This window comes from Azospirillum sp., assembly GCF_050789165.1.
This window is the reverse complement of sequence record NZ_JBOZRT010000079.1, coordinates 1-4,021: the sequence shown is the minus strand read 5'-3', so window position 1 is coordinate 4,021 and position 4,021 is coordinate 1. Positions and strand designations below refer to the sequence as shown.

Below are 4,021 nucleotides of genomic sequence, written 5' to 3'. Positions count from 1 at the left end.
CGTCGCGGAAGCGGTCGACCACCGCGACGTCGGTGATGCCGCGCGCGGCCAGCCCGGCCACGAGGTTCGACCCGATGAATCCGGCCCCGCCGGTGACCACGATCATGCGCCCGCAGCTCCTTATGCGTCCTGGCGCGGGTTATAGGGGCTAACACGTTGAAAGCGCAAGCTGAGCCCTTTCGAGGGCGAAGTCCTGTGCGCGGAGCGCAAGCTTCGAATTCCTATCCGTCGGCATGGCAGGGTGTTCAAAAAGGATTCTCGCGCTTAAGAAGAGGGATCTCGTGACGGGCAACGTGTCATCTTTGCAGTTGTGCCATACCCACAATGCACTGAAACAAAGGTTGCGACCGTGGCGGCGCTGGCCTGATAGTCATCTTGTCGTGGCGCGGTTCGGAGGAGGTATGTGATGAGCAAGGTCTTCCGCTTCTATAACGCGAGGACTGGCGCGCATTTCTACACAGCCGATACCGCCGAGCGGAATAGCATTATCGCGTCAATGCCCGATTTCGGTTATGAAGGCGTGGCGTTCATCAATTTCGCTGGCAATGCGGTCGCTCGCTTTCGGCGGCGGGATACCGGGGCGCATTTCTACACCGCCTCTTCCACTGAGCGGGATTATATCCTGCAAAGTCTGTCCAGTGTCTACGAACTTGAGGACTACAGCGCGTTCAACGCCTACGACACGCAGGAGTCCTCGGCCCTCGCGCCGGTCTACCGGTTCTTCGATGCGTCATCGGGAAACCATTTCTTCACCGCATCAGAGGCCGAGCGCGGCGCCGTCGTGGCAACTCTGCCGAAGTTCCAGGCCGAAGGGGTGGCCTTCTACGTCTCTGTGATGCCGGCCCTCCCTCCCGTGCCCACCGGGAGCCTCGATGAGGATTGGTACCTGCGCGCCTACCCCGACGTACGCGAGGCAGTGAATGCCGGGACGATCACGGTCCGTACACACTACGACGTGTTCGGTCGACAGGAGGGGCGCCTGCCCAACGATATGGCGGCCCTGGCCGGCAACGACAGCTTCATCGCCTTTGACAGCGCGCCCGGTTTCGTACGGGTGCTGAACGGCGGCTCAGGGGATGACTCCCTCGACGGCATTGACGACCACGGCGTCGTCGGTGGGACCATGATGGGCGGCCTGAGCGACGCTGACGACCGCTTGTTCGGCGAATCCGGTGACGATACGCTTTACGGCGCACAAAACGACACGCTGGACGGGGGCAGCGGCAACGATGTCTATTACATTCACTCCGGCGGCGCCCGTGTGACGGAGGGACGCGACGGCGGGACCGACACGCTTACGGTTCGCGAAGACAGCGTGTCGGGAGCCTTCAACTACACCATTCCAAACAACGTTGAGGTCATGCGCCTTTCGGTGAGTGGTTTGGCCAACGGAGCACGGCCGACCTTTACCGGTACGGCGGGTAACGACTTCATTGCGGGCTCGTCCTCGTCGGGCGCACTGCATATTACAGGTGGTGCAGGCGACGACACGCTGAACGGCGGTGCAGGCGGCGCGATTGTGGACGGTGGCGACGGCGACGACTACCTCGTGGCGGCAGCACAGTACGCCACCGGACGCATTACCATCGTTCTGACGTCGAAAGCCGATACGCTGGACGGCGGTGCCGGCAATGACACCCTGGTGGCTTGGTGCGGCGATGACCGGCTGACCGGTGGCGCAGGCAGGGACGCGGTCCTCATCGATATCGGTGCCGCTCCCAACACGCTGTGGAAGGACGTAAGCGCGCCGGACATCGTCTCACCCATCAGTCTGTCGTGGACCGCCGGTACGACGACCGTCACCGACTTCACTCCGGGTGAGGACGTCTTGAGCTTCCGACACACGACGCTGAGCCTTGGCGACATCATGGCGCGCTTCCAGGATCGCGGCGGCGGCACGACGGCCGTGCAGGCCAGCTTTGATACCGGGGAACTCGGCCTGACGCTGGCCGGCAATCAGATGCCGGGGACCTTTACACTGGTCCTGGAAGGGCTCACGAAAACGCAGGTGAGCAGCGGCTGGTTCTCGCTGTCGTCAGGGTCGATCACTTCCGCCTGAGGCAGCCCGGGCGCGCCTGGTGGACGAGTGCGCGCCGGACAGGCTAGCCGACAAGCAGCACCGTCATGCGGATGACGGGGGCGCCGGTGCGGTCTCTGTCGTCGCGAAGCGGGCGACATGCGTGAGCACGCGGGTGGCGAGTGTGTCGTACAAGCGGGGCGGCACGGTCATGGTGGACGGTGTCCGGGACTGTCAGGAATTCCGTGTACGGGCCGGTTGTGATCAGGTGAGCGTGAACCGGTCCTCGAAGAGGATGGCGAGCTGGGCGCGGGCCATGCCCCATTCGCGTGGTGGCATCTTCCAGTCTTTCGAGGCTTGGTTCAACACCAAGTACAGCAGCTTCATCGCGCTCTCATCGGTGGGGAAATGCCCGCGGGTGCGCACCGCCCGGCGCAGCTTGGCGTTCAGCGACTCAATGGCATTTGTGGTGTAGACGATCCGGCGCACGTCGTCGGGGAAGGCAAAGAACGGGATCACCTCCGCCCAGTTCCGCCGCCATGCCATGGCGATCGCTGGGTACTTGGTGCCCCAGGGGCTGGCGGCGAACTCGTCCAGGGCGCGGTGCCCGGCATCGGCATCGGTGGCTCGGTAGATCGCCTTGAGCGCGGCGGCCACCGCTTTGCGCTCCTTCCAGGACACGAACTCCAGCGAGTTCCGAATGAGGTGAATGCACAGAGCGCTCGAAACTGAACAGGACGCCCGGAGGAAAGTGAACGGCCAGTACGGCAGCATGAACAGCGGAGCGGGTTGAGCAGCCGAGCGGCTTCTCGCGCCTTCGTCGCACCAGTAACGGCCCGTGCCGTTGCTCCTCTGCCAAGAGGAGACACGGCATGCCGAGAACGAGGACCGCGATGAGGAAGGTGAAAGAAGTGCTTCGGCTCCGATACGATCTCGCCATGAGCTACAGCCAGATCCGGCGCAGCTGTGGCCTCAGCAACGGCACCCTGAACGGTTTGCTGGCCCGGGCGGAGAAGGCCGGGCTGACCCGCTGGGAGCAGGTCCGCGACTTGAGCGAGGAGGCGCTGGAACGGCGCCTGTTCCAGCGCGCCGATGATGGCCAGTGGCTGGAGGAGCGCCCGCTGCCCGACTGGGCTGAGGTCGAGCGCGACCTGCGCCGCCACAAGCATCTCACCCTGAAGCTGGTGTGGGGCGAGTACATCGAGGCCGACCCCGGCGGCTACGGCTTCAGTCAGTTCTGCGACTACTTCCGCCGCTGGCGGCGCGAGCAGGGCCGCGGCGTCACGCTGCGCCAGGAGCATCGCCCCGGCGAGGCGCTGCAGGTCGACTACGCGGGCGACACCGTCGTGGTGATGGACGGCGGCCAGGCGCGCGAGGCGCAGGTCTTCGTCGCCTGCCTGCCGTTCTCCGGGCTGATCTACACCGAGGCGACGTGGAGCCAGCAGTTGGAGGATTGGCTGGCCTCCCATGTCCGGGCGTTCAGCTTCCTGGGCGGGGTGCCCGGCGCGCTGGTGCCCGACAACTTGAAGAGCGGCGTCACCAAGGCGAACTTCTTCGACCCCGTGCTGAACGCCAGCTATTACGAGCTGGCCCGGCACTACGGCACCGCCATCCTGCCGACCCGGGTGCGCAAACCGCGCGACAAGCCCGCGGCGGAGAACGCCGTCCTCCAGGTCGAACGCTGGGTGCTGGCGCCGCTGCGCCACCAGACCTTCTTCTCGCTGGGCGAGTTGAACGCGGCCATGATGCCGCTGCGCGAGGCGCTCAACAACCGGCCGCTGTCGCCGCCACGCGAGGGAACCCGCCGCTCGGTGTTCGAGACCGAGGAACGGGCGTTGCTGCGGCCTCTGCCCAGCGATCCCTACATCGTGGGGCAATGGGACCTTGGCCGGACCGTCGGTGCCGATTACCACGTGATCGCCGACGGCCATTACTACTCCGTGCCCAGCACCTTGGCGCGCGGCAAGGTGGACGTGTTCACCACCGCCACGCTGGTGACGATCT

Annotated in this window: 3 protein-coding genes and 1 pseudogene; 2 read left to right on the top strand and 2 right to left on the bottom strand. The window is 65.1% G+C overall.

The window, feature by feature from the left end:
* On the bottom strand, nucleotides 1-106 hold a 106-nt coding region (locus ACRWK7_RS17005; RefSeq protein WP_431857454.1), incomplete at its 3' end, for an NAD-dependent epimerase/dehydratase family protein.
* 300 nt (nucleotides 107-406) lie between these two features.
* Here ACRWK7_RS17005 and ACRWK7_RS17000 point away from each other — a divergent pair.
* Nucleotides 407-2,059, top strand: coding sequence for a hypothetical protein (locus ACRWK7_RS17000; protein WP_431857453.1), 1,653 nt, complete (start codon nucleotides 407-409; stop codon nucleotides 2,057-2,059).
* Between the two features lie 222 nt (nucleotides 2,060-2,281).
* Here ACRWK7_RS17000 and ACRWK7_RS16995 read toward each other — a convergent pair.
* Nucleotides 2,282-2,728, bottom strand: a pseudogene (locus ACRWK7_RS16995) (transposase); the annotation flags it as partial.
* A 200-nt stretch (nucleotides 2,729-2,928) separates the two neighbouring features.
* Between ACRWK7_RS16995 and istA the strand changes: the two are divergent.
* The coding region (gene istA, locus ACRWK7_RS16990) for an IS21 family transposase (RefSeq protein WP_431857452.1) at nucleotides 2,929-4,021 on the top strand (1,093 nt) is incomplete at its 3' end.

Coding starts and splice junctions, on each gene's coding strand:
- ACRWK7_RS17000 (WP_431857453.1), top strand. CDS start 407: ATGAGCAAGGTCTTCCGCTTCTATAACGCGAGGACTGGCGCGCATTTC.